Here is a 24279-nt window from a genome sequence, read left to right as displayed (position 1 = left end):
AATCACGCTTTTAACTCCTTCCAGGCCAAATCCAGCGCCAGCTTGGTAATCTTTGCCATCTCTTCCACCTCCGCGTGAGTGATGATCAGCGGCGGCGAGGCCAGCATGCGGTCGCCGGTGGCGCGCAGCACGAGGCCATTTGCGAGCGCATGGTTGCGCACCAGCGCACCGATCCGATCGGGCTTGTCATAACGGGTGCGCGTGCTCTTCTCCGCGGCCAGCTGCAGGCCGCCCATCAGGCCGATACTCCGAGCCTCGCCAACGAGATCATGGTCGGCCAGAGCCGCCCAGGCCTTGCCGAAATAGGGGCCGATATCGTCGCGCACACGTTCAACCAGCTTTTCCTCCTCGATGATGCGCAGGTTTTCGAGTGCGGCGGCAGCGCAGACCGGGTGGCCGGAGTAGGTGAAGCCGTGATTGAAATCGCCGACCTCGTTGATCAGCACGTCGGCGATGCGATCGCTGACGAGCACGCCGCCGATCGGCAGGTAACCGGAGGAGAGACCTTTGGCGATCGGCGCCAGATCCGGCTCGACGCCGAAATGCTGATGGCCGAACCAGGCACCGAGACGGCCGAAACCGCAGATCACCTCGTCGGTCACCAGCAAGATATTGCGTGCCTTGCAGATGCGGTCGATCTCAGGCCAGTAGGTCTCGGGCGGGATGATGACGCCGGCAGCGCCCTGGACCGGCTCGGCGACGAAGGCCGCGACATTTTCCTCGCCGAGTTCGTCGATCTTCGCTTCGAGCTCGCGAGCGACCTTGAGACCGAATTCGGCAGGTGAGAGATCGCCGCCCTCGCCGTACCAGTAGGGCTGGCCGATATGGACGATGCCAGGGATCGGCAAGTCGCCCTGCTCGTGCATGTATTTCATGCCGCCGAGGCTGGCGCCGGCGACGGTCGAGCCGTGATAACCGTTCTTCCTCGCGATCACGATCTTCTTCGACGGCTTGCCGACGGCGCTCCAATAGACGCGGGCCATGCGGAACCAGGTGTCGTTCGCCTCCGAGCCGGAACCGGTGAAGAAGATATGGTTGAACCGATCGCCGGCATGGGAGGTGACCTTCTGCGCCAGCAGCACCGTCGGCGTCGAGCTGGTGCCGAAGAAGGTGTTGTAATAAGGCAGTTCGTTCATCTGCATTGCGACGGCCTCGGCGATCTCCCGGCGACCGTAGCCGATATTGACGCACCAGAGGCCGGCGAAGCCGTCGAGATATTTCCTGCCGTGATCGTCGAAGATGTAGACGCCCTCGCCGCGCTGGATGATACGCGTGCCGTCGGCATTCAGCTTTTTCATGTCGGAGAAGGGATGCAGGTGGTGCGCGGCGTCGATGGCGGCAAGGTTCGAGGGCGGGTAAGTATCGGGCATGACTGGTGAAAGACCTTCGCGGATTGAAAGGCTGTTGTCGATGGGATAGGAGCTTGGCCTTGTCCCGGAGGATTTTCAAGGCCATGGCGAGCGACAGGATGGACGGCAAGGCCGAGGGCGGCGATCCGCGTTTCGAGATCCTGATCGTCGGCATGAACGGCGAGCTGCGCGGCAAGCAACTGCCGCTCGCCGCTGAAGAAAAGGTCTGGGCCGGCGAGATCCGCTTGCCGACGTCGACGCAATCGCTCGACATCTGGGGCGATGACAATGACGACATTACCGGCCTGTCGCTGACGATCGGCGATCCCGACGGCAAGGTCATTCCAGATCGGCGCAGCCTCGCGCCGATGCCCTGGGCGCCGGAGGGCTCGATGCAGGTGCTCGCCACCATGCACGAATTCGACGGCAGCCCGAGCTTCATGGATCCGCGCGGCATCCTCGCTTCGGTGCTGGAGCGCTATGCCGCGCGCGGGCTGACACCCGTCGTGGCGACCGAGTTGGAATTCTACGTCATGGCCGGGGACTGGCGCGAGACCGGACGCCCCTCCCCGCCGGAAAGCCTCACCTATCGCGGCGAACCGAACGGCTTCCAGCTCTACGACATGAGCGCCGTCGATGCGCTCGACGATTACCTCGGGACGCTGAGAGCCTATGCCAAAGCGCAGGGACTGCCGGCGGATGCGACGACGGCGGAGTTCGGTCCCGGCCAATTCGAGGTCAACCTCCTGCACCGCCCCGATGCGCTGGCTGCGGCCGACGATTGCCTTTATCTCAAGCGCATCGCCCAGCAGGCGGCGCGCCGCCACGGGCTGAAGTCGACCTGTATGGCAAAGCCCTATTCCGAACATGCCGGCTCCGGCTTGCATGTGCATGCGAGCATCGTCGACGAGCAAGGCCGCAATATCCTTGATGCCAAGGGCGGCGACCCGAAGCTTTTGAAATCGGTCGCGGCCGGACTGCTTTCGACCATGCGCGAGGCGCAGTTAGTCTTCGCCCCCTTCGCCAATTCCTACCGGCGCTTCCAGCCGGGCTCCTTCGCACCCGTCGATCTCACCTGGGGCACCGGCCACCGCGGCACCGCGATCCGCATACCTGACAAGGACGGGCCAGCCGCGCGCATCGAGCATCGGGTCGCCGGCGCCGACGCCAATCCCTATCTGCTGCTTGCGGCGATCCTCGGCGGCATGCTCAACGGCCTCGACTGCGAACTCGATCCCGGCGAGGAGACGACGCCGTCGTACACGCCGACAAATACGACGCGGTTGACGCATGATTTCCTGAGCGCGGTCGAGATCTTCCGCGCCTCGCCATTCATCGCCGATATCTTCGGCGCGCGCTACCAGGCACTCTACGGCGATAGCAAGCGCAAGGAAGCGCTCACGCATCTGCGGACAGTATCGGATTTCGACTACCGCACCTATCTGCCGCGGCTCTGAAGCTCACGCAGCGGGCTCACGGCGTTCGCCTTCCTCCACCTGCGCTGCGAGCCCCTGCTTGACGAGGACCTTCAGCTCGCCCGGATGCAGCCGGATCGAAACATCGCGTTGGAGCGGCAATAATTCGCCGTCCATGACGCAATTGGCCTTGCGGCGTAGTTTCGGGAAATGCAAGTGTACCTCGGCCGGATGCATCACCATGACATCGGCATTTTCACGCACCTTGCCACGCAGCATGTCGATCGCGAGGCGGGCAACGCCGAGCGGCTTCAGCGGGTTTGCCGTATAGAAGCCGAGTTCGCCGCTCGTGAGATTATCGGCATAGAGCAGCGCATTTTCGCCGAACGGATTGTTGGAGACCGAGATCGCCGACACCCAGCGGCGCTCGCGCATGCCGGCCGCCTCGAACTCCACCTCGAACTCAGGCGGATTGAAGATCACGCCGAGAGCGGCCTTGGTGCTTGCCCGTATCTTACCGAGCCGCGAGCGATAGCTGTAGGCGTTGCGGTAGCGCACCATGCGGGCATGCAGGCCTGCCGAAAACTGATGAATGAAGGGCCGGCCGTTGGCGCTGGCGATATCGACATTATCGACCTCCCCGGACGCCAATACGTCGAGCGCCTGCCAGATATCGAGCGGCACGCGCAGCGAGCGTGCAAAAAGGTTCATGGTGCCGGCCGGCACGACGCCGAGCGCTATGCCGTTCTTCCAGGCGATCGACGCCGCCGCCGAAATCGTCCCGTCGCCACCGCCGGCGACAATACCGTCGATATCGTCGCGCTTGGCCGCTCGTTCCATCGCAGGAATGATTTCCTTGCCCGAAAAGACAATGGCATCGAAATCATGGCCGGCATCCCGAAAGGCCGCCTCCGCCCTCTTTTCGTAGGCCGCCATGTCGGTGGTCCTGAAGGTGCCGCCGTCGCGATTGAAAAAGCCTACAAGCTTCATAAGGGCTCCCGTCCCTGGCGCGGAACTGCTCCTGCCTTTGCCCCTGAGATGGTTGCGGCGTTGGGGATTTCAAGCACAGCCGCTTTTCCGCAAGAACAGCAGAAATGCAAATATTGCAACGGACATATGCACATAGCAGGACGCTGCACTGCGAAAAATGCACTCGACGCCCGCGGGTATATCACGGATAGATCAGATATCGGAGAGATCGTCTCCACTTCCCGCCATGTATCACGATCGCCTTGCGGCCGCGCTTGCGCCTGGGGCCATTGCCAAGCAGAACCGTCCCGAGGAGCTCTCATGAGTGAGATCGCCATCAATGATTCCATCGGAACCCAGCCGGAGGACGAGCTGCCGTCGGCAACGACCGTAGCCTTGGTTCAACTGGCGCTCGCCTGCGGCGGCTTCGGCATCGGCACCGGCGAATTCGCGATCATGGGACTGCTACCCAACGTCGCCGAGACTTTCTCCGTCACGACCCCGCAGGCCGGCTACGTCATCAGCGCCTATGCGCTGGGCGTCGTCGTCGGGGCGCCGGTCATTGCCGTGCTCGCCGCGAAGATGGCGCGCCGCACGCTGCTTTTGACGCTGATGCTGGTCTTTGCCATCGGCAATATATTAAGCGCCGTGGCGCCGACTTTCGAATCCTTCACAGTCCTGCGCTTCGTCACCGGCCTGCCGCACGGCGCCTATTTCGGCGTCGCCGCCCTCGTCGCCGCCTCGATGGTGCCGGTTTATCGGCGGGCACGCGCCGTCGGACGCGTCATGCTCGGGCTCACCGTCGCGACGCTTCTCGGCACGCCGCTGACGACGTTTTTCGGCCAGTCGCTCGACTGGCAGGTGGCGTTTTGGTCGGTCGGCATCGTCGGCCTGCTGACGGTGGCGCTGATCTGGATTTACGTTCCGAAGGACAGGGTTTCCGAAGAAGCGAGCTTCCTGCGCGAACTCGGCGCCTTCCGCCGGCCGCAGGTGTGGCTGACGCTCGGCATTGCCGCCGTCGGCTATGGCGGCATGTTCGCGATGTTCAGCTATATCGCCTCGACGACGACCGAAGTCGCGATGCTGCCCGAAAGCGCGGTCGCGATCATGCTGGTGCTTTTCGGTGTCGGCATGAATGCAGGCAATTTCATCGGCTCGTGGCTTGCCGACAAATCGCTGCTCGGCACGATCGGCGGCTCGCTTGTCTACAATATCGTCGTGCTGACCACCTTCTCGCTGACCGCCGCCAACCCCTATATGCTCGGCCTCTCGGTCTTCCTGGTCGGCTGCGGTTTTGCCGCCGGCCCGGCGCTGCAGACGCGGCTGATGGATGTCGCTGCCGATGCGCAGACGCTTGCGGCCGCCTCCAACCATTCCGCCTTCAACATCGCCAACGCGATCGGCGCCTGGCTCGGCGGCCTCGTCATCGCCTGGGGCTACGGTTTTGCGGCAACCGGTTATGTCGGCGCGGCACTGTCCTTCCTCGGCCTCTTCGTCTTTGCTGCGTCGTTCCGCCTGGAGCGGCGCGGCCGCAGCCCGCAGGGGGCCTCAGCCTGATCATGCGGCCCGCCCAGGGGTGCGACATTCTGGCGTTAAGCATCTCTCCCGCTTGACTTATTCCGCATTCGGGACCACCTAGCATGACACGTGGATGACACTCGTCTTCCACGGATTTCAACGGAGCCATCTTAACGATGCCAAGCGACAGTAGCAGTCGATTGCCTTTGCCGTACGCGGCCCTCGTGCGCTGACCGACTCCTGTCGGCTCGCCCGTTCGGGACGCTACGGCGGATCGACGGAAAGGCGAGCCTCAATGAACATCAATCGCTTCCCACTTCGGGCAGGCCATGCCGCCCGTGCCTTCATCAACAACAGCCGCGGCGCAACGATCGCAGAACGCGTCGAAGCGTTGAACGCGCTCACCGTCCAGGATGCCGGACGCGTGCTGACCGGCATGCCGCTGGACTATGCCGTCAACATCCTCGACCGGCCGGAGCTTCGTCACGCCGCTGAGATCCTTGCGCTGCTCGGCGCAGAGGATGCAGCACGGCTGTTGCACGGCATGTCCAACGACCGTGTCGCCGACGTGCTGCTCGAACTCGACGGCGAGACCCGCGCCCGGCTGTTTGCCAGCCTCGACGAGCCGGTTCGCATCGCGATCCAGCACCTGATGGGCTATCCGCCGCGCACGGCCGGCGGCATCATGACGACGGAATTCGTCAGCGTGCCGGACAGCTGGACCGTCGCCCAGACGCTCGACCATGTGCGCCAGGTCGAACGCTCGCGCGAGACCGTCTATGCCATCTATGTGCTCGACGAGGTGAGCCATGCACTGATGCATGTGGTGACGCTGCGCCGCCTCATCACTGGGGAGCCCGACGCCTCCATCCTGACGGTGGCTCAGAAGGGCGCGCCCGTTTCGGCCGATCCCTTGATGAAGCAGGAGGATGTCGCCCGGCTGATCCGCAAGCACGATCTGCTCGCTCTGCCTGTGACCGACGAACATGGGCAGATGCTCGGCATCGTCACCGTCGACGACGTGATCGATACGATGATCGCCGATACGACGGAAGCGGCCCAGAAGTTCGGCGGCATGGAAGCGCTCGGCCAGCCCTATATGAAGATCAGCTTCGCCGGCATGATCCGCAAGCGCGCCGGCTGGCTTGCCGCCCTCTTCCTCGGCGAGATGCTGACGGCAAGCGCCATGCAGCATTTCGAGGGCGAACTGGAAAAGGCTGTCGTGCTGACGCTGTTCATCCCGCTGATCATGAGCTCGGGCGGCAATTCCGGTTCGCAGGCGACGTCGCTGATCATCCGGGCGTTGGCGCTCGGCGAGCTGAAGCTTTCGGACTGGTGGAAGGTGCTGCTGCGCGAACTGCCGACCGGTATCGTGCTCGGCGCGATCCTCGGCCTCGTCGGCTTCATCCGCATCGTCTTCTGGCAGTCGGCCGGGCTCTACGACTACGGCCCGCATTGGCCGATGGTTGCCATCACGGTGTTTGCCGCCCTGATCGGGATCGTCACTTTCGGCTCGATCTGCGGCTCGATGCTGCCCTTCGTGCTGCAGAAGCTGCGGCTCGATCCGGCCAGCGCCTCGGCCCCCTTCGTCGCCACGCTGGTCGACGTCACCGGGCTCGTCATCTACTTCTCGGTGGCGCTGCTCATCCTCAGCGGGACGCTGCTCTAACGCATGCCGCAGCAAGCCCGAGGGAAATCACTTTCCCTCGGGCAGTTTCAACGGCCCATGGGTCTTGATGCTGCGGATGGCGAAGTTCGAGCGGATGTCGCTGACATTGGGCAGGGTCAGCAGCGTCTCGGTCAGAAGCCGTTCATAGGCGGCGAGATCCTCCACCACCACTTCGGCGAGGAAATCGGCTGTGCCCGAGATCAGGAAGCAGGAGACGATCTCGGGGATGGCCAGCAGCGCCTTCTGCTGCGCCTCGGAATTTTCGCGGCTGTGATGGACTACCTTGAATTCAACGAAGACGGTCAGGCCGAGACCGACTTCCTTGCGGTCGATATCGGCGGTGTAACCGCGGATGATGCCTGTTCGCTCGAGATTGCGGATGCGGCGCAGGCAGGGCGACGGCGAAAGGTTCACCTTCTCGGCGATCTCGACATTCGTGGCCCGTGCATCTTCCTGCAGGCACTTCAGGATGGCGATATCGAATTTATCGAGATTTGGCATTTTTATAATATCCATCGGCATCATTTGGCAGAAGATTGCGTATAGCACGATTTTCAAGCCACAGATAGCAAGGACATGCCCCGGCATCTGGCGCTAATCTTTCTTTCAACCGGAGAGGATCCGGACGGAGGAAAGGATTAGGACGATGAGCACGATCGCATTTTCAAACGACAAATCGCCTTCGCAGTCCCTCGGTTATGCCGCCGGCACCATTACCGTGCTGATCTGGGCGACCTGGTTTCTGGCGACCCGCCACAGCGCCGCGACATCGCTCGGCCCGATCGATATCGGCCTCATCCGCTTCGGCATTCCGGCGCTCGCGCTTTCGCCCGTCTGGCTGCGGATCGGCCTGCTGCCGAAGGGCCTGCCGCTTCATCTGCTGGCGATCATGGTCGCCGGCTGCGGCGCGATCTTCTTCCTGGTGACGACGCTTGCCATTCACTCTACACCGGCCGCCTCTTCGGGCATCCTGCTCGGCGGCTCGATGCCGCTTGCCACAGCATTGATCGGCATCCTGCTGTTTCGGGAACGGCCCGATGTCACGCGCATCGCCGGGCTGCTCGCAATCGTCGGCGGTGTCCTCATCCTGCTGGCCCGCAGCCTCGCCGATGCCTCGCTGCCCTGGACGAGCTTCGTCCTGCTGCCGGCCGGCGCCGTGCTCTGGGCAAGCTATACGCATGCCTTCCGCCGCTCGGGCCTGACGGCCATTCAGGCGAGTGCGCTGATTGCCGCCTGGTCCTTCCTGATCATGGCCGTGCTGGCCCTCGTCTTCGGCATCTCGCTGCCGCAAGCCCCGCTTTCGGAAATTGGCCTGCAGGTGCTGAGCCAAGGCATTCTTTCCGGTCTCGTCGCCATGGTCGCCTACGGCACGGCCGTGCGAACCCTCGGCGGCACGCAGGCCGCCGCCTTCACGGCGCTGACGCCGGTTCTGGCCACGCTCGGCGGCGGCTTCCTGCTCGGCGAAACGGTCGGCACCGCCGAAATCAGCGCCGCCGTGATCACCGGCATCGGCGTGGCGCTCTCGACTGGGATTGCCGCACGCCGTCACTGACGCGCCAGCGTCAGCCGCCCTAAGTCAAAAGCCGCCGGCAGCCATCGCTGCGGCGGCTTTTTCAATGAATCTGCTTCGCTCGCTCAAGCCTGGATGACGACGACCCTGGCGCCGACATCGACGCGGCTGTAGAGGTCGATCACGTCGTGGTTCATCATGCGGATACAGCCGCTCGACATGGCAAGACCGATCGATTCCGGCTGGTTTGTGCCGTGAATGCGGAAATGCGTATCGTTGCCGCTGCGATAGAGATACATCGCCCGTGCGCCGAGCGGATTGTTCGGGCCGCCCGGCATGCCTCCGGCGAGCCGGCGGTAGCGCTCTTCGCGGCGCTGCATGTTTTCGGTGGGCGTCCAGCTCGGCCATTCGGCCTTGCGCCCGACATAGGCGTTGCCGGCAAATGCCAGCCCCTCGCGACCGACACCGACGCCGTAGCGCATCGCCCGGCCGTTCCCAAGCACATAATAGGCGCGGCGCGACGGCGTATCGACGACGATCGTGCCCGCCGCATGCGCGGTGTCGTAGGCGACTTCCTGACGCCGAAGCTCCGGCTTGATCCGGTCGATCGGCACCTGCTTCAGCGGAAACCTTTCATCGGGAAGCGCTGCGTAATTCGTCTGACTGTTCAAACCGGTCGAAGAGCAGCCGGCCACAACAAGAGGCAGAGCAATCAGAAAGCCCCGGCGGGAGATCGTCATGAATGTGTCCTTAGTGCGTCAAGAAGATGTCGCAAGCTAAGGAAATTATGGTTAACGAATGGCTAAGAGCGGCCGCGAACGGCCGATCACGAAGACGTCAGCACGTGAAATTGTCGGCCGCGATGCCGATCCGCCTCACATATTCGGATAGACAGGCCCTTCGCCGCCCTGCGGCGGCACCCAGTTGATGTTCTGGTTCGGGTCCTTGATGTCGCAGGTCTTGCAGTGCACGCAGTTCTGGGCGTTGATGACGAAGATTTTGTCGCCGTCCTTCTCCACCCATTCATAGACCCCGGCCGGACAGTACCGCGTCGACGGGCCGGCATAGGTGCCGAGTTCGGAGGCCTTCTGCAGGCTCATGTCCTTGACCTGCAGATGCACCGGCTGGTCCTCCTCGTGATTGGTGTTCGACAGGAACACCGAGGACAGACGGTCGAAGGTCAAAACGCCATCCGGTTTCGGATAGGCGATCGGCTTGTGCTGCGAGGCCGGCTCCAGGCTTTGCGCATCGGTCTTGCCGTGACCAAGCGTGCCGAAGAGCGAAAGGCCGAAGAGCTGGTTCGTCCACATGTCGAGACCGCCGAGCGCAACGCCGATCGCCGTGCCGAACCTCGACCATAGCGGCTTGACGTTCCTGACACGCTTCAGATCCTTGCCGATGTCGGTCGCCCGCCATTCCCTCTCGATCTCCACGACCTCGTCATGGCTGCGGCCGGCCGCGATGGCAGCCGCCAGCTTCTCGGCCGCCAGCATGCCTGAGAGAACCGCATTGTGGCTGCCCTTGATGCGCGGCACGTTGACGAGACCGGCCGAACAGCCGATCAGCGCCCCGCCGGGGAAGGAAAGCTTCGGCACCGACTGGTAACCGCCCTCGGTGATGGCGCGCGCGCCATAGGAGAGCCGCTTGCCGCCCTCGAAGGTGCCTCGAATGGCAGGATGGGTCTTGAAGCGCTGGAACTCCTCGAAAGGATAGAGATAGGGGTTCTTGTAGTTCAGATGGACGACGAAGCCGACCGCCACCAGATTGTCTTCGAGGTGATAGAGGAAGGAGCCGCCGCCGGTCTTCATCCCGAGCGGCCAGCCGAAGGAATGCTGCACCAGCCCCTGCCTGTGGTTCTCGGGCTTGACCTGCCAGAGCTCCTTGATGCCGATGCCGAACTTTTGAGGTTCGCGGTCCTTCTGCAGGTCGAACTTGGCGATCAGCTGCTTGGCGAGCGAGCCGCGCACGCCTTCGCCGATCAGCGTATATTTGCCGCGCAGCTCCATGCCGCGGGTATAGTTCGGCCCCGGCTCGCCGTTCTTCTCGATACCCATGTCGCCGGTGGCGACACCGATCACCGCACCCTTGTCGTCATAGAGCACTTCGGCGGCGGCAAAGCCCGGATAGATCTCGACGCCGAGTTCCTCCGCCTTGCCCGCCAGCCAGCGACAGACATTGCCAAGCGAGACGATGTAATTGCCATGGTTGTTCATCAGTGGCGGCATCATCACATTCGGCAGGCGGATCGAGCCGGCGGGACCGAGCAACAGGAACTGGTCGTCGGTCACCTCGGTCTTGAACGGATGATCGGCATCCTCGCGCCAGCCGGGCAGCAGCCTGTCGATGCCGATCGGATCGACCACCGCACCGGAAAGGATGTGGGCGCCGACCTCGGCGCCCTTCTCCAGGACGACGACCGAAAGCTCCGGATTGACCTGCTTCAGCCGGATCGCCGCCGCAAGACCGGCCGGACCGGCGCCGACGATCACCACGTCGAATTCCATGCTCTCGCGTTCGGGCAGATCTGTCATCTCGCTCATCCATTCGTCTCCGCTTGGCCGCAGGCGGCCGTCATCCCTCATGGGCACTTCTTGTCAAAACGAAATTGGATTGTCGAGCCGAGATACGACAGCCGATCTTCCAATTCCCCCAATGACTTTGTTTCCCAAGCAGGATTATATAACGTTTACGTTAACGTCAATTATCAAACCGCGGCAAGCGGCCAGCCTCCCTTTTCTTTTCACTCGCGTGCGCATACATCGCTCGTAGATATCGGAGGGAAAGTCATGGATCTCGGCATCGAAGGCAAACGCGCGCTCGTTCTCGCCTCCTCACGCGGTCTCGGTCTCGGCATTGCCACGGCCCTGGCGCGGGAAGGAGCAAACGTGCTGCTCTCAGGGCGCAGCGGCGAACAGCTGGAGGCCAATTGCAAGACGATCAATGCCGAAGGCAAAGGTAAGGCCGACTGGATTTGGGCCGATCTCGGTGATGAAGGCTTCGTGCAGACGGCAACGACGGCGGTGAAGGAGAAGTTCGGAGGGCTCGATATCCTCGTCAACAATACCGGCGGCCCGGCACCCGGCACGACCGAGGACATGACGGCCGAAAAGCTCGAAACCTATTTCCTCTCCATGGTCGCCCGCGTGATCACGCTCACCAATGCGCTGCTGCCCGGCATGAAGGCGCAGGGCTGGGGCCGCATCCTGACGGTCGCCTCCTCAGGCGTGATCGAACCGATCCCTAATCTGGCGCTGTCGAACACGCTGCGCCCGGCGCTTGCCGGCTGGAGCAAGACGCTTGCCTCCGAGGTGGCGGGCTTCGGCATCACCACCAACCTGCTCCTGCCCGGCAGCATCCTGACGAGGCGGCTCGACGATCTCGACGGTGCTGCCGCCAAGCGGACGGGCAAGAGCCTAGAGGAAATCCGCGCCGACAAGGAGGCGCGCATCCCGGTCGGCCGCTACGGCAAGGTCGAGGAATTTGGCGCCACGGCCGCCTTCCTGTGCAGCCAGCCGGCAAGTTACATCACCGGCTCGCTCATCCGCTGCGATGGCGGCGCGGCGCGATCCGTCTGAAGGCGCTTTCAGCCGAGGCGGGAGGCGGCGGCCCATGCCGCCACGCTCCGCGCCATCTGTTCGACATTCAGAGGATCGTCTGCCAGTTCGGCGAGTTCGGAAAGCCGATGGAAGCCTGTCAGGATCGCGATGCGCCGCCGGTCGAGTTTGCGTCCGGTCAGCCCCTCATAGGCCGAGACGATGCGCGCGGTCAGATCGGCCGAGATGAAGTTCGAATAGATGAACTCCTGGTGCAGCGGGCCGAAACCGGAATCGGCGAAATCGTAGATCCCGTTGAGCCTGCCCTGCGCATAGTCGAAGGCCATGTTCCAGCCGTGACCGTCGAAGAAACCGTAGACATTGCCGTAAGGATCCGGCGGCAAGGCTTCGAAGTCCGCAACGACGGCCTGCGCGAAGTTCCGGATATCAGGCGCAAGCAGCGGCAAGGCCTTCGTTCGCACCGCTTCCGGCGATTGCCATGGCTGTATTGTAGCGGCGCCGGCCGATCGCAGCCGATCGGCATCGAGCTCGTGCAGCTCGGCATAAAAACGCGCGAGATCGTCCGCGAGACGCTGACGATTACCTTCGCCGAGCGCATCATAATCCTCGGCAATGAGATGTTCGCCCTCGAGCTTCGCATGGCTGGAGAAGATCGGCGGCCCGTCATGAATGCGCATATCGGGAACGGCCATCGATAGCGACGGCCTGATGATGGCGAGTACGGCAGCTTCTTTCACCAGCGCTCTTTCAGCGCCGAGATGACGGGGAAACTTGAAGATCAGCGTGTCGTCCACATCGACCGCCATCGAATCCCAGCTTTTCGCCGTGAGCCGGAAGACCGCGCCGGTGAGATGAGGAAACACGCTTGTTATGAGAGAGCGAAATTCGCTGGCGTCCAACTCAGCCATGACGACCCTACCTTCTCTTTTGCCGCCTCTTGTTTTGCAATCGGCGGGCTGTGGATCGACGTCATCTTTCTTGCGAAATCGCCCGTCGAAACGCACGCGGTTGCTCCTATATTAGTATAGTTTGAATATTACGGAATATTCATTACAAAAATTTAAGCCCTTATAACCACTTAGTGATCGCGACCGGGCAATTATGTCTTTTTTGCGCCGCAATATAAGCGGCTCAATCAGGGCATAAAATTTTCGCAACCTTGCCCAAGACCGGTCTCGCCCATGAAGAAATTTTGGATCACCGTCAGCGTTGTCGCTGTTGCCGCCGTCGGCCTCTGGCAATTCGGCAATTTCATTCCCTATGCCGCCCAGGTGCCTTACCTCTCGAAGCTGATCAAACAGCCGTCAGGCAGCACCGGCGGAGAGCAGGCGCAGGCCGATCAGGGAGCGGATGGCGGGCAACATCAAGGCGGCGGCCGCCGGCGCGGTGGCGGCGGCCCGACGGTCGTCAAAACGGTCGCCGCGGTGAAAACGGCACTGCCGACGGATGTGACGGCGTCCGGATGGGCCGATGCCGACGATAACACGACCATCGCGGCGCAGGAGCAGGGCCTGATCGTCAGCATCAACGGCCAGGATGGGGCGACCGTCAAAACCGGCGACCTGATCGCCAAGCTGGACGACCGGACGGCCAAGGCCGCCGTCGACAAGGACAATGCGATGATCGTGCGCGACACCGCGACCCTTTCGGAATCCGAGACGGCGCTGGTGCGGGCGCAGGACCTGTTCGACCAGAAGGCAGGCACCCAGCAGAGCCTCGATCAGGCGAGAGCCGCCCGTGACACCGCCGCGGCCACGGTCGACGCGGACAAGGCGACGCTCGCCTCGGATCAGATCATTCTCGAGAATACCGACATTCGCGCGCCCTTCGACGGCCGGCTCGGCGACATCGCCATCAGCAAGGGGGCTTTCGTCAATGCCGGCTCGGCAATCGTCACCATCGCGAAATACGATCCGATCTATGTGAAATTCCACCTGCAGGAACGCTATCTGCGCGAGCTGAAGAACGCGCTCGCAGCCGGCCCGGTCGAGGTCAGCACGGTTCCCTCCTCCAGCAAGGGGCAGGTCCGCAAGGGCGAGATCAGCTTCTACGACAACACTGTCGACACCGCCTCCGGCACGATCCTCGCCAAGGCGAAATTCGAGAATGCCTCCGGCGCGCTCTGGCCCGGCCAGTCGGTCAACATCGTCGTGCATTTCGACAATGCCGAACAGCAGGTGGTCGTGCCGACGGTTGCCGTCAGCCCCGGCCCGGACGGTTTCTTCGCCTTCGTCGCCAAGGACGGCAAATCCCATCTGACCCCCGTCAGCGTCGCCCGGGCCAATGGCGGCTTTACCGCGATAGAATCGGGCCTTTCGGAAGGCGACCATGTGGTCGTCGAGGGTCAGGGCGAGCTCAGCGACCAGCAGGCGATCAAGGAGCAGTTCGACGACAAGACGCTCGATGTCGCTTCCGCCGATGAGCCTCGGCAGCAGCAGTCCCAGACGATCGTGGTGGGAGGTCAGCAATGATCCCCAATTTCTGCATTCAGCGCCCCGTCGCGACGACGCTGCTTGCCATCGGCGTCATTCTGGCCGGCCTTGCCGGTTATCAGCTCGTGCCGGTCGCAGCCTTGCCGCAGGTCGATTTTCCCACCATCAACGTTTCGGCGCAGCTGAGCGGCGCCTCGCCGCAGACTATGGCGACCTCGGTCGCCACGCCGCTGATCAAGCAGTTCGAGACCATTCCCGGGATCAGTGAGATCAGCGCATCGAGCTCCCTCGGCAGCACCAGCATCGTGCTCCAGTTCGACCTCAACCGTGATATCGATGCGGCGGCGGCCGACGTGCAGGCCGCAATCTCGCATGCGACCCGGCAGCTGCCCGACAATCTGACGACGCCGCCGAGCTACCGCAAGACCAACCCGGCCGATGCGCCGGTCATGCTGCTCTCCGTGCAAAGCAACACCATGCCGCGCAGCAAGCTCGACGAGATCGCCGAAGACATCATCTCGCCGTCGCTTTCGACGCTGCCCGGCGTCGCCCAGGTCAGCGTTTACGGTGCGCAGACCTATGCCGTGCGCGTCGAGGTCGATCCGAACAAGCTTTTGACCCGCGGCATCGGCATCGATACCGTCAATAAGGCGCTGGCTGCGGCCAACAGTCAGCAGCCTGTGGGAACGCTGCAGAACAATTCGCAGAGCATGACCATCACCGCGAACACCCAGCGCACCAATGCCGACCAGTTCCGCTCGCTTGTTATCGCCAATCCGAACGGCGCGCCGATCCATCTCGGCGATGTCGCCGATGTGCAGGATAGCGTCGAGAACCAATATACCGGCAGCTGGTATGACGGACAGCGCGGCATCATCCTCGCCATCCAGCGTCAGCCGGACGCCAATACGGTCGATGTCGTCGATGCGATCAATGCCAAGCTGCCGCAGCTTCACGCCGAAATCCCCTCATCGGTCACCACTGTCGTCATGAACGATGCCGCAAAGCCGATTCGCGCGGCCATCGCAGACGTGAAGTTCACGCTGCTGCTGACCATCGGCCTCGTCGTCCTCGTCATCTACCTCTTCACCGGCCATGCGACCGCGACGATCATTCCGGGGCTTGCCGTTCCGCTGTCGCTGATCGCGACCTTCGGCATGATGTATGTGCTCGGCTACAGTATCGACAACATCTCCCTGCTCGGGCTGACGCTCGCGGTGGGTCTAGTGGTCGACGACGCGATCGTCATGCTGGAAAACATCCTGCGCCATGTCGAGGAAGGCATGCCGGTGCGGGAGGCGGCGATCAAGGGGGCCGGCGAAGTCAGCTACACCATCATTTCCATGTCGGTTTCGCTGATCGCGGTCTTCATCCCGATCCTCTTGATGGGCGGCGTCGTCGGCCGCGTCTTCAACGAGTTCGGCATGGTGGTCGCCATCGCCATCATCTCGTCGGCGATCGTCTCGCTGACCGTGACGCCGATGCTCGGCTCGCGCCTCTCCAACAATCACAGCCGCCCGCCGCTTCTCATCCGTCTCTTCGATGCCGGCTTCGAGCGGACGCTTAACGGCTATGACAGGGCGGTCGGCTGGTGCCTTCGCCATCGCCTGACGATCCTCGGGGTTTTCCTCGGCTCGGTGGCGCTGACTATCTATTTCTTCATGACGCTGCCGACGAGCTTCTTCCCGCAGGAGGATATCGGCCGCCTGACGATCAGCACCCAGGCCCGGCAGGATATTTCCTATTCCGCCATGGAGGCGCTGCAGAAACAGGCGGCGGCAGCCGTGAAGGCGAACCCGGCCGTCAACCACGTGATGTCGACGATCGGCGGCAACCCGAACAAGCCGCAGAACAACGGCTCGATGTTCGTCGAGCTCAAGGACAAGAAGGAGCGCCCGCCGCTCGATCAGACGTTGCGCGAACTGCGCACGGCAATCAACAAGATCCCGGGCATACAGGCCTTTGTGACACCGAACCAGAGCCTGCGCTTCGGCGGCCGCCAGACTGCCAGCCAGTATCAGCTGGTCATCCAGGCGCTGAGCGCCGACCAGACCAACCTCTGGGCCGGCAAGGTCCAGGCGGCGATGAGCAAGGAGCGGCTGTTCACCGACGTCACCTCGGATGCCCAGAACAACGCCCTGCAGGCCAATATTGTCATCGATACGGAGCGGGCGGCCGCCTACGGGATCGACAATGACACGCTGCGCACGACGCTGCAAGAATCCTTCAGCGGATATGCGGCTGCGGAAATCCAGTCGACCGGCGACAGTTATGATGTCATCGTCGAATACGACACGAGTAAGCCCTGGGACGACCAGAAGCTGTCGGAAATCCGCGTTGCCTCGTCCAACGGCAGCCTGGTGCCGCTTTCGAACTTCGCGCATGTCCAGCGCACCACCGGTCCTGTCACCATCAACCAGACCGGCCAGCTCGTCTCGACGACCGTCTCCTTCAACCTGCCGGAGGGCGTCTCGCTCAGCGACGCGACGGCGGCGATCGACCAGATCAAGAAGGACATCGGCATGCCGACCGACGTCTTCACCTCCTATGGCGGCACGGCGGAGATCTTCCAGCAGTCGCAGGGCAATACACCCTATCTGATCCTGGCGGCCGTGCTGACCATCTATGTCGTGCTCGGCGTGCTCTATGAGAGCTTCATCCACCCGCTGACCATTCTCTCCGGCCTGCCGGCGGCGGCCTTCGGTGCGCTGCTGGCCCTGAAGATCATGGGCTTCGACCTGTCGATCATCGCCCTGATCGGGCTGCTGATGCTGATCGGCATCGTCAAGAAGAACGCGATCATGATGATCGACGTGGCGGTGGAGACCATGCGCACCACGGGAGAGAAGGCGACGGCGGCAATCCACGAGGCCTGCGTGCGGCGCTTCCGGCCGATCATGATGACCACCTTCTGCGCCCTGCTCGGCGCCCTGCCGATCGCGCTCGGCACCGGCGCAAGCTCGGAGCTGCGGCAGCCGCTCGGCATCGCCGTCGTCGGCGGCCTGATCGTCTCGCAGATGCTGACGCTGTTCATCACCCCAGTCATCTTCGTCGAGATGGACCGCTTCGGAAACTTCCTCGGCCGCCTGATGGGCGGAAAAAAGGTGGAGGAACCGGTGGTACGGGAGGCAAGGGCAATGGCTGCCGAATGATGACGGCCCTCTGAGTTCGGCATCACCCATCAGCCCTTGCGGCGCACTTCTTTTCCCTGCCCGGGAGAAGAAGTGCGCCAGCGACCACATCCGCTTTCGATCCTCTTGAATGTGTCACGCCTCTGTGGCATCACCCGCCCTCCTTGATCCGGGCGCTGACACGCCCTTTCGCGGAGCAACGCTCCGTCTTCAATAACAATCGGCATGAAAGAGGTGCGGGCATGGCTCAGGCGCTGGGTTTGGACTTCGGCACGACCAATACGGTTCTCGCCATGGCGGATGGCGGGGCGACGCGCTCGATGGCGTTCACGAGCACGGCGGGAACGGCCGACAGCATGCGCACGGCGCTGTCCTTCATGAAGGATGCGCAGCTCGGCGCGTCGGCGCTGAAGGTGGAGGCGGGCCATGCGGCGATCCGCCAGTTCATCGACAATCCCGGCGAATGCCGCTTTCTGCAGTCGATCAAAACCTTTGCGGCCAGCGCGCTGTTCCAGGGCACACTGATCTTTGCCAAGCGGCATAATTTCGAGGATCTGATGGAGGTTTTCGTCAGGCGGCTGCGCAACTATGCCGGCGACAATTGGCCGTCCGACGTCAGCCGCATCGTCACCGGCCGGCCGGTGCATTTTGCCGGCGCCAGCCCCGATCCTGACCTGGCGACCGAACGCTACAACGAGGCGCTGTCGCGTTTCGGCTTTCCCGAAATCCACTATGTCTACGAGCCGGTCGCCGCCGCCTTTTATTTCGCGCAGAACCTGAAGCAGGATGCGACCGTGCTGGTCGCCGATTTCGGCGGCGGCACGACCGACTATTCGCTGATCCGCTTCGAGACCATCGCCGGCAGGCTGACGGCAACACCGATCGGCCATTCCGGCGTCGGCGTCGCCGGCGATCATTTCGACTACAGGATGATCGACAACATCGTCGCGCCGCAGATCGGCAAGGGCAGCCATTTCAAAAGCTTCGACAAGATCCTTGAAGTCCCGTCCAACTATTATTCCAGCTTCGGCCGCTGGAACCAGCTGTCGATCTTCAAGACCACACGCGAATTCGAGGATCTGAAGAAGCTGGTGCGTACCAGCCTGGAGCCGGAAAAGCTCGAAATCTTCATCGACCTGATCGACCACGACGAGGGCTATCCGCTCTATCAGGCGGTCTCGGCGACCAAGATGGCGCTCTCGGCCTCTGAAGAAGCGCCTTTCGATTTCGCGCCGCTCGGACGTGGCGGACATCGCAGCATCCGGCGCAGCGACTTCGAGGGCTGGATCGCCGAGGATCTTGCCCGCATCGAAGGCGCGCTCGACGAGGTGCTCGACAAGACCGAGACGAAGGCGTCGGAGATCGACAAAGTGTTCCTGACTGGCGGCACGTCCTTCGTGCCGGCCGTGCGCCGCATCTTCACCGAGCGCTTCGAACGCGACCGGATCGAAAGCGGCGGCGAGCTGCTGTCGATCGCCCATGGCCTGGCGCTGATCGGCGAACGCGACGACATCGCGCAATGGACTGTGCAATAGAACAGGCAGGAGCGGGCAATCTGTCGCCCGCCCTTTCAATGCCCATTTCTCTCCGCTAGACTTGCCGCATGATCTCCGCCAACGACCTTTCCCCCGCCGAGCTCGCAGCGCTTCTGCATTTCCATGCGGATGCCGGCGTGGAGTGGCTGCTGCAGGAAGAGGCGATCGACCGCTTCGCCGAATTCGAGGCGATGAAGGCCGCCCGCCGCCCGGCTGCTCAGGCGCAACAGCAGCCGGGCGCGGGGGAACGCCTGTCTCCCGGAGAGCGGCAGGCAACGCCGCGTCCAAGTGCAGCGGCGCGTCCGGCCCCGGCTTCCAGTCCGCAACCTGCGATACCGGATGGCGAGGCGGTGCAGCAGGCGCGTTTCGTGGCCGAAAGCGCGCGCTCGCTCAGCGAACTCAAGACCGCACTCGAAGGCTTCAACGGCTGCAATCTCAAACATAGCGCCCGCTCGACCATCTTTGCCGACGGCGACGCCGAAAGCGGCATCATGGTTATCGGCTCGGCACCGAGCGCCGAAGACGATCGCGAAGGCGCGCCCTTCTCCGGAAAATCCGGCCAGCTGTTCGACAAGATGCTGGCGGCGATCGGGCTGAACCGCTCGAGCGTTCTGCTGACGCAGGTCATTCCCTGGCGTCCGCCGGGCAACCGCGCAGCCTCGGCGGCCGAAATGGACATTTGCCGCCCGTTCATCGAGCGGCAGATCGCGCTGGCCGAACCCCAGGTCATCCTGCTGCTCGGCAATTTTTCAGCGCGCTTCTTCTTCGGCGAAAACGATACTATCCACGGGCTGCGCGGCCGCTGGAAGGAAATTGCGGTCGCCGACCGCGTCATTCCCGCGATCGCCAGCCTGCATCCTCAGGATCTGTTAACCGCGCCCGTCAACAAGCGGCTCGCCTGGAACGACCTGCTGGCTTTTCAGGCAAAGCTTAAGTCCCTTTCTCTGCTTAGAAATTAGCCGAAATTGAATAATTTATGAATCGATCCATGCGTTTTTCGCATGGCTGCATCGCGCTAGGATGCATTGCGGAATCTATGTTGCATTGCAATATAGGCCTGTGTCTTGGGAGGAATCACAGGAACCAAGGCCATGAACAAGAGATTTCGTCCTATCCATTGCGGGTTTGAAACCCTTCGCCTAGCCAGCGATCCAGTTCGCTCCACTCAGGGCTACAGCCGTCTCGGCTTTGCCACGAACGAACAGATGATTGCCCGCGGCACCGGCATCAACAGCCGCACGGCGCGCCCGACCGCCATCTTCTCCGACTTCCAGCAATATTGAGCGGCAGGCGCTTCTGCCTGCCTTTTACCTGTAAGAGTAACAAGATGACGATCCTGATATCGCTCCTGCGCAACATCGAGACCTTCGAACATATTCGCGTCGCGGTCTGTGCAGCGCGGGAATACGAGCGCGAGCTTTCCGTCAAGCCGGCCGATGCCGGCGCAAGCGTCGCGGCCATCGTTCTCTGATCAGAAGCCATCCCATCGATCCGGGCTCACTCTAAGTCCTCGCATTGTGCTTTCCTGATATCGATTCCGGTTTTCCGATCGATGCGGTAGCCCACTCGAAAGCTTCGTCGACATAGGCGAATTTGACCGCCTGCCAGGCGCGATATTGCTCGACGAAATCCCGCGATACCCAAAGATGCGTCTTGCGTGTTTCGTCTTGCCAGCCGAGGCAGCCGCGCTGCGCGGCCTTTGCCAGCAAACGCTGCAGATGGGTGCGCGACATCATGAAATCGGCGGCGAGCGCGCGGGTTTCGACGCGGCCGACCGGGAACCTGTCGGGCTCGGCGTTTTCGATATCCATCCGGGCCATGAGGTGGTCGACGACGAGGCCGCCGGCCTCCGTCCAGAGGAACAGCGCCACCTGCTCCGGCGGTTCGCGCCAGGCGGCATCTTCCAGGCAATGGCGGGCGATACGCGGCTGGATGAGCCTCATCAGGGATGGATTTGCCTGGAAAACGGCAGCCCTTTCACCGCCATCGAGCAGGTCGAGCGCAGCGAGATTGGAGTGGATCCAGGCAAACATCGCCTGGTAACTGACTTCGGCGGGTTCGAAATGACGCGGCCGCCGCCGCTCGTCGCCAGGCGTGTGGGTGATGAAGCGGTAGGTATGGAGCTCTTCGATGAAGGCGAGCACCGTGTTGCGGCTTGCCACCTTGTGTGCGGTGATGCGCCCGGTCAGCCGCACTGCGGTCAAGCCCGACGTCGGATCGCTCGGATCATATTCCAGATTGAGGGCAAAGGCGGTCTGGGTCAGAAGCCACCGCTGCTGGGAAGCGAGCAACCGCGCCAGCCGCGGACCGGCATCGAACATGCCGCGCAACTGCCCAGCCAAAAAGCGGATGCTCATCAGAAAGGAAGGATTCCTTACCAATTGCTCCGCCGTGAACGCCATTATGCTTCTCTCCACCGCCGCTCGCAGGCCAGCGTTCGGAGCAATGAAACCGAAAGCTTCTCCGGCATCAGCGGCCATTCAGACATGCGCAGCTTCGAATAAATGATATTCGCTCATCTTCAACAATCATATTCTGCCGCCGAGCGATATCACAAGAATTCGCCACCGTTTTCGCTCTGTACGCGCAAATTTCAAACAACCACAATCTCTGCGTTAAATATCTTCGATATCATAAGCTTACACACCGATCAGGCCTGCGGCGTCGAGGCCTTGCGGGCCTCTCGCTGCTCGATGCCCAGCTGGTGCTCGCGGTAGATGATGAAGATGCCGGCGGCGACGATGATGGCTGTTCCGATCAGCATGGTGACGCTCGGGACGTCGCCGAAGACGAAATAGGCGACGATACTGCCGAGCAGGATCGAGGTGTATTCGAACGGCGCGACGGTGGAGACATCGGCGTGGCGATAGCTTTCCGTCAGCAGGATCTGCGCGACGCCGCCGCAAAAGCCGGCAGCGATCAGATAGAGCGCCGACGGCCATGGCAGGACGAGCCAGCCGAAAGGCAGGGAGGCGAGCGAAAAAACCGATGCGGTGAGCGAGAAATAAAGCACGATCGTCGCCGTCTTTTCCTCCTCGACGAGGCGGCGCACCTGGATCATCGCCATGCCGCCGAGAACGGCCGAAAGCAGTACCGCGAGCGCGCCGATGGCCTGTTCGGCCTCCATGCCGCCATCACGAAACAGGGTGAGTTTCGGCCAGGAGACGATGGCGACGCCGACGATGCCGATCAGAACGGCGCTCCAGCGATAGATGCGCACGGTCTCGCCGAGGAAAACCGCAGCGAAGATGACGGCGACGAGCGGCAAGGCGTAACCGAGCGCGATCGCTTCCGGCAGCGGCAGATGCAGGAGACCGTAAAAGCCGAAAGCCATCGACAGGATGCCGATCGTGCCGCGCTTCAGGTGGCCGACCGGATTGGCGGTGTAGAAGGCGGCGCGCAACTGCCCGATATAGGCGAGGTAGGCCATGATCGGAAAGAGCGCGAAGAAGGACCTGCAGAAAGTGACCTGACCCGGCGGGATGTCCGAACCGGCCAGCTTGATGAAGGTCTGCATGGCCAGGAAGACCACGACCGACGAGACTTTCAGCGCAATGCCTCTCATCGGGTTTTTGAGAACCGAGTGCATGATCCTGGCTCTTGATGCTGACTTGAACAGAATGGGGAGACGCGTTCGACTCGGGAACGCTGCGGAACACCTTCCATCGTAACGAAAGAAAATCCTAATGGGCGAAAAAACCGCAGGCAGTGAGGGAGAATCGTAAAATCGCCTCCCGCCGCAAGCCCGGCCGCGCCTATGGCGCTGAAATTCTCTCCCTTGGGCTATTTCCCCCTAAAATGTTCAGCACTCGGCGCGCCTCGTTAACCAATTGAAAACCATAGCCAAGCATCGTTTTCCCACGCTTATCTAGAAATTTTCTTCACCGCCAAACGATTGCCCGACCGTCCAGGATCATCTGATGAAGCCGCTCAGCGCAGAAACCATTGCCCAGTCGCAGAACGCGACGCCGCGCTCCATGCGCATCGTCACCGACGGCATCAGCATCGATCTCGAGCGGTTCAGCGCCGACAACACCCATATCGTCAAGCAGATCAAACTGCTGGCGATCAACGCGCTGATCGAAGCGGCAAGAGCCGGCGAGACCGGCAAGGGCTTTGCGGTCGTTGCCAATGAGGTGCAGCGGCTGGCGCAGATCGCCACCGACATCACCGGCAGGTTCGAGAGCAACGTGCTCGGCCGCATCGGCCTCAGCCGCGCCATGGCCGATTCGCTGGTCGAGGAGATGGAGGGCGTCCGCCTCACCGATCTTGCTCAGACGCTGGTGCAGCTCATCGTCCGCAATCTCTTCGAGCGCACCGCCGACGTGCGCTGGTGGGCGACGGATCCGGCGCTCTGGCATGCGCTGCAGGAGCCCGGCCGAGACACAGTCGCGTTTGCGGCGGAGCGGCTCGGCGCCATCAACCGCTTCTATACCGTCTATCTCGATCTCGTGATGACCGACCTTTCGGGCAAGGTCATCGCATCCGCAAATCCCGATTTCCAGCGCAAGATCGCCAGCACGAGCCTTGCCGGCGATCCGTGGTTCCGCGCCGCTTCGGCCTGCGCCTCCGGCGACGCCTATATCGTCGACGAGGTCAAGGCGAGCCCGCTCCATAACAACAGGCATGCGCTCGTCTATGCCACAGGCATCCGCGAAGGCGGCAAACTGAACGGAAAGCTGATCGGCACGCTCGGCGTCTATTTCGACTGGCAGAACCAGGGCCAGGCGATCGTCGAGAAAGAGGCGAACCTGCCGCCGCAGTTGGCGGAAAAGACGACGGTCATGCTGCTCGACGGCAAGAGCAGGGTCATCGCCACCACCAATCCCGCCCTGCTCTTTTCCCATTTCGCGCTCGCCAATCCCTCGGGCCAGGCAAAAGGCAGCTACTATGACAATAACGGCTCCATCGTCGCCTTCGCGCGCACCCTCGGCTACGAGGATTATGACGGGCTCGGCTGGTACGGCGTGGTCGTGCAGCGGACGGACAGCGACGCGGAGATCAAGGCGGCGCTCAATCTGAAATAGCGGCCTTTCTTCCGGGCGCTGACTTCATCAGTTTGAAATAAGATATTTTGCCCGCGAACTTCGTGTTCGCGGGCAATTTGCTTTAACTTTAGTTCAGACTTTAATGTAATCATGCCCGGCAAATTTATGGCAGAGTGCGCCCGCCTCTGTATTCCGCAGTGTCCAATAAC

The 24279-nt window shown here is 62.4% G+C and carries 20 protein-coding genes; 12 read left to right on the top strand and 8 right to left on the bottom strand.

Going from position 1 to position 24279, the window contains the following annotated elements:
• Window positions 1-2: 2 nt before the first annotated feature.
• Entirely contained in the window at window positions 3-1370 is a 1368-nt protein-coding gene (locus ATY76_RS09620; RefSeq protein ID WP_088674529.1) for an aspartate aminotransferase family protein, read from the bottom strand.
• An 83-nt stretch (window positions 1371-1453) separates the two neighbouring features.
• On the opposite strand from ATY76_RS09620, the gene ATY76_RS09615 reads away from it, so the two are divergent.
• On the top strand, window positions 1454-2806 hold the full coding sequence (locus ATY76_RS09615; protein WP_088674528.1) for a glutamine synthetase family protein: 1353 nt from the start codon (window positions 1454-1456) through the stop codon (window positions 2804-2806).
• Between the two features lie 3 nt (window positions 2807-2809).
• Here ATY76_RS09615 and ATY76_RS09610 read toward each other — a convergent pair whose 3' ends face one another.
• Window positions 2810-3754, bottom strand: a complete 945-nt coding sequence (locus tag ATY76_RS09610) for a diacylglycerol kinase family protein (RefSeq protein ID WP_088674527.1) — start codon at window positions 3752-3754, stop codon at window positions 2810-2812.
• A gap of 300 nt (window positions 3755-4054) precedes the next feature.
• Here ATY76_RS09610 and ATY76_RS09605 point away from each other — a divergent pair, with 300 nt between their 5' ends.
• On the top strand, window positions 4055-5290 hold the full coding sequence (locus ATY76_RS09605) for an MFS transporter (RefSeq protein WP_088674526.1): 1236 nt from the start codon (window positions 4055-4057) through the stop codon (window positions 5288-5290).
• Window positions 5291-5546: 256 nt separating this feature from the next.
• Complete coding sequence (gene mgtE, locus ATY76_RS09600; protein ID WP_088674525.1) at window positions 5547-6920, top strand: magnesium transporter; 1374 nt, start codon at window positions 5547-5549, stop codon at window positions 6918-6920.
• A gap of 27 nt (window positions 6921-6947) precedes the next feature.
• Here mgtE and ATY76_RS09595 read toward each other — a convergent pair whose 3' ends face one another.
• On the bottom strand, window positions 6948-7421 hold the full coding sequence (locus ATY76_RS09595; RefSeq protein WP_088674570.1) for an Lrp/AsnC family transcriptional regulator: 474 nt from the start codon (window positions 7419-7421) through the stop codon (window positions 6948-6950).
• Window positions 7422-7566: 145 nt separating this feature from the next.
• Between ATY76_RS09595 and ATY76_RS09590 the strand changes: the two genes are divergently transcribed.
• On the top strand, window positions 7567-8472 hold the full coding sequence (locus ATY76_RS09590; protein WP_088674524.1) for a DMT family transporter: 906 nt from the start codon (window positions 7567-7569) through the stop codon (window positions 8470-8472).
• 83 nt (window positions 8473-8555) lie between these two features.
• Here ATY76_RS09590 and ATY76_RS09585 read toward each other — a convergent pair whose 3' ends face one another.
• Window positions 8556-9170, bottom strand: coding sequence for a L,D-transpeptidase (locus ATY76_RS09585; RefSeq protein WP_088674523.1), 615 nt, complete (start codon window positions 9168-9170; stop codon window positions 8556-8558).
• 135 nt (window positions 9171-9305) lie between these two features.
• A complete protein-coding gene (locus tag ATY76_RS09580) occupies window positions 9306-10970 on the bottom strand; it encodes an electron transfer flavoprotein-ubiquinone oxidoreductase (RefSeq protein ID WP_088674522.1) in 1665 nt (554 codons plus the stop codon).
• A gap of 246 nt (window positions 10971-11216) precedes the next feature.
• Here ATY76_RS09580 and ATY76_RS09575 point away from each other — a divergent pair, with 246 nt between their 5' ends.
• Window positions 11217-12005, top strand: coding sequence for an SDR family oxidoreductase (locus ATY76_RS09575; RefSeq protein ID WP_088674521.1), 789 nt, complete (start codon window positions 11217-11219; stop codon window positions 12003-12005).
• A gap of 8 nt (window positions 12006-12013) precedes the next feature.
• Here the strand turns inward: ATY76_RS09575 and ATY76_RS09570 are convergent, their stop codons facing one another.
• Window positions 12014-12892, bottom strand: a complete 879-nt coding sequence (locus ATY76_RS09570) for an aminoglycoside phosphotransferase family protein (protein WP_088674520.1) — start codon at window positions 12890-12892, stop codon at window positions 12014-12016.
• Window positions 12893-13165: 273 nt separating this feature from the next.
• Here ATY76_RS09570 and ATY76_RS09565 point away from each other — a divergent pair, with 273 nt between their 5' ends.
• The 6 genes from ATY76_RS09565 (at window position 13166) to ATY76_RS33665 (ending at window position 20553) form a co-directional block, all read left to right on the top strand.
• Entirely contained in the window at window positions 13166-14455 is a 1290-nt protein-coding gene (locus ATY76_RS09565) for an efflux RND transporter periplasmic adaptor subunit (protein WP_088674519.1), read from the top strand.
• Window positions 14452-17568 (top strand): efflux RND transporter permease subunit, encoded by a 3117-nt coding sequence (locus ATY76_RS09560; protein WP_088674518.1) that lies wholly within the window; start codon window positions 14452-14454, stop codon window positions 17566-17568. The genes ATY76_RS09565 and ATY76_RS09560 overlap by 4 nt, the downstream gene beginning before the upstream one ends.
• A 221-nt stretch (window positions 17569-17789) precedes the next feature.
• The gene (locus ATY76_RS09555; protein ID WP_088674517.1) at window positions 17790-19082 is read left to right on the top strand and encodes an Hsp70 family protein; all 1293 of its coding nucleotides are present in this window, start codon (window positions 17790-17792) and stop codon (window positions 19080-19082) included.
• Window positions 19083-19150: 68 nt separating this feature from the next.
• Window positions 19151-20041: a uracil-DNA glycosylase gene (locus tag ATY76_RS09550; protein ID WP_088674516.1), complete on the top strand. Its 891-nt coding sequence runs from the start codon at window positions 19151-19153 to the stop codon at window positions 20039-20041.
• Window positions 20042-20173: 132 nt separating this feature from the next.
• Window positions 20174-20365, top strand: coding sequence for a hypothetical protein (locus ATY76_RS09545; RefSeq protein ID WP_088674515.1), 192 nt, complete (start codon window positions 20174-20176; stop codon window positions 20363-20365).
• Between the two features lie 44 nt (window positions 20366-20409).
• Window positions 20410-20553 carry a hypothetical protein gene (locus ATY76_RS33665; RefSeq protein ID WP_176538976.1) on the top strand — a complete coding sequence of 48 codons (144 nt, stop codon included), beginning with the start codon at window positions 20410-20412 and terminating at the stop codon, window positions 20551-20553.
• Between the two features lie 31 nt (window positions 20554-20584).
• On the opposite strand, the gene ATY76_RS09540 is transcribed toward ATY76_RS33665, so the two are convergent.
• Window positions 20585-21484: a hypothetical protein gene (locus ATY76_RS09540; RefSeq protein ID WP_088674514.1), complete on the bottom strand. Its 900-nt coding sequence runs from the start codon at window positions 21482-21484 to the stop codon at window positions 20585-20587.
• A 248-nt stretch (window positions 21485-21732) separates the two neighbouring features.
• Window positions 21733-22671, bottom strand: coding sequence for a DMT family transporter (locus ATY76_RS09535; RefSeq protein WP_088674513.1), 939 nt, complete (start codon window positions 22669-22671; stop codon window positions 21733-21735).
• 331 nt (window positions 22672-23002) lie between these two features.
• Between ATY76_RS09535 and ATY76_RS34445 the strand changes: the two genes are divergently transcribed.
• Window positions 23003-24109: a methyl-accepting chemotaxis protein gene (locus tag ATY76_RS34445; protein ID WP_088674512.1), complete on the top strand. Its 1107-nt coding sequence runs from the start codon at window positions 23003-23005 to the stop codon at window positions 24107-24109.
• Window positions 24110-24279 lie beyond the last annotated feature (170 nt).

The sequence above is a fragment of the Rhizobium sp. R339 genome (assembly GCF_002211395.1).
Classification (GTDB): Bacteria; Pseudomonadota; Alphaproteobacteria; order Rhizobiales; family Rhizobiaceae; genus Rhizobium.
This window is presented reverse-complemented; position numbering and strand designations above follow the sequence as displayed.

Excerpts from the sequence above, each read along its gene's own strand:
- ATY76_RS34445 (WP_088674512.1), top strand. The coding sequence starts at position 23,003 with ATGAAGCCGCTCAGCGCAGAAACCATTGCCCAGTCGCAGAACGCGACG.
- ATY76_RS09570 (WP_088674520.1), bottom strand. The coding sequence starts at position 12,892 with ATGGCTGAGTTGGACGCCAGCGAATTTCGCTCTCTCATAACAAGCGTG.
- ATY76_RS09585 (WP_088674523.1), bottom strand. The coding sequence starts at position 9,170 with ATGACGATCTCCCGCCGGGGCTTTCTGATTGCTCTGCCTCTTGTTGTG.
- ATY76_RS09560 (WP_088674518.1), top strand. The coding sequence starts at position 14,452 with ATGATCCCCAATTTCTGCATTCAGCGCCCCGTCGCGACGACGCTGCTT.
- ATY76_RS09550 (WP_088674516.1), top strand. The coding sequence starts at position 19,151 with ATGATCTCCGCCAACGACCTTTCCCCCGCCGAGCTCGCAGCGCTTCTG.
- ATY76_RS09555 (WP_088674517.1), top strand. The coding sequence starts at position 17,790 with ATGGCTCAGGCGCTGGGTTTGGACTTCGGCACGACCAATACGGTTCTC.
- ATY76_RS09605 (WP_088674526.1), top strand. The coding sequence starts at position 4,055 with ATGAGTGAGATCGCCATCAATGATTCCATCGGAACCCAGCCGGAGGAC.
- ATY76_RS09610 (WP_088674527.1), bottom strand. The coding sequence starts at position 3,754 with ATGAAGCTTGTAGGCTTTTTCAATCGCGACGGCGGCACCTTCAGGACC.
- ATY76_RS09540 (WP_088674514.1), bottom strand. The coding sequence starts at position 21,484 with ATGGCGTTCACGGCGGAGCAATTGGTAAGGAATCCTTCCTTTCTGATG.
- ATY76_RS09535 (WP_088674513.1), bottom strand. The coding sequence starts at position 22,671 with ATGCACTCGGTTCTCAAAAACCCGATGAGAGGCATTGCGCTGAAAGTC.
- ATY76_RS09595 (WP_088674570.1), bottom strand. The coding sequence starts at position 7,421 with ATGCCAAATCTCGATAAATTCGATATCGCCATCCTGAAGTGCCTGCAG.
- ATY76_RS09590 (WP_088674524.1), top strand. The coding sequence starts at position 7,567 with ATGAGCACGATCGCATTTTCAAACGACAAATCGCCTTCGCAGTCCCTC.
- ATY76_RS09615 (WP_088674528.1), top strand. The coding sequence starts at position 1,454 with ATGGCGAGCGACAGGATGGACGGCAAGGCCGAGGGCGGCGATCCGCGT.
- ATY76_RS09565 (WP_088674519.1), top strand. The coding sequence starts at position 13,166 with ATGAAGAAATTTTGGATCACCGTCAGCGTTGTCGCTGTTGCCGCCGTC.
- ATY76_RS09545 (WP_088674515.1), top strand. The coding sequence starts at position 20,174 with ATGAACAAGAGATTTCGTCCTATCCATTGCGGGTTTGAAACCCTTCGC.
- ATY76_RS33665 (WP_176538976.1), top strand. The coding sequence starts at position 20,410 with ATGACGATCCTGATATCGCTCCTGCGCAACATCGAGACCTTCGAACAT.
- ATY76_RS09580 (WP_088674522.1), bottom strand. The coding sequence starts at position 10,970 with ATGAGCGAGATGACAGATCTGCCCGAACGCGAGAGCATGGAATTCGAC.
- ATY76_RS09620 (WP_088674529.1), bottom strand. The coding sequence starts at position 1,370 with ATGCCCGATACTTACCCGCCCTCGAACCTTGCCGCCATCGACGCCGCG.
- ATY76_RS09575 (WP_088674521.1), top strand. The coding sequence starts at position 11,217 with ATGGATCTCGGCATCGAAGGCAAACGCGCGCTCGTTCTCGCCTCCTCA.
- mgtE (WP_088674525.1), top strand. The coding sequence starts at position 5,547 with ATGAACATCAATCGCTTCCCACTTCGGGCAGGCCATGCCGCCCGTGCC.